Below are 232 nucleotides of genomic sequence, written 5' to 3'. Positions count from 1 at the left end.
ACCGCCGTTTTGTGCCATAATTGGAAAAATATGTCCAGGCTGAACGATGTCTTCAGGCTTTGCTGACGAAGATACCGCTGCCTGAATAGTACGTGCACGATCACCAGCAGAAATACCCGTAGTGACGCCTTCAGCCGCTTCAATCGAGACAGTAAAATTGGTGCTAAATTTAGCCTCGTTACGATCTGACATCAGTGGCAGTGCCAATTGCTGGCAACGTGCTTGTGATAAG

Annotated in this window: 1 protein-coding gene; it reads right to left on the bottom strand. The window is 47.8% G+C overall.

Going from position 1 to position 232, the window contains the following annotated elements; genetic code table 11:
• The coding region (locus SB725_RS34135; protein WP_410923816.1) for a 3,4-dihydroxy-2-butanone-4-phosphate synthase at positions 1-232 on the bottom strand (232 nt) is incomplete at both ends.

The sequence above is a fragment of the Pseudomonas sp. SIMBA_041 genome (assembly GCF_046535095.1).
In the GTDB taxonomy this organism is placed as follows: Bacteria; Pseudomonadota; Gammaproteobacteria; order Pseudomonadales; family Pseudomonadaceae; genus Aquipseudomonas; species Aquipseudomonas mucoides.
The sequence above is the reverse complement of the archived record's forward strand: the minus strand, read 5'-3'. Positions and strand labels throughout refer to the sequence as shown.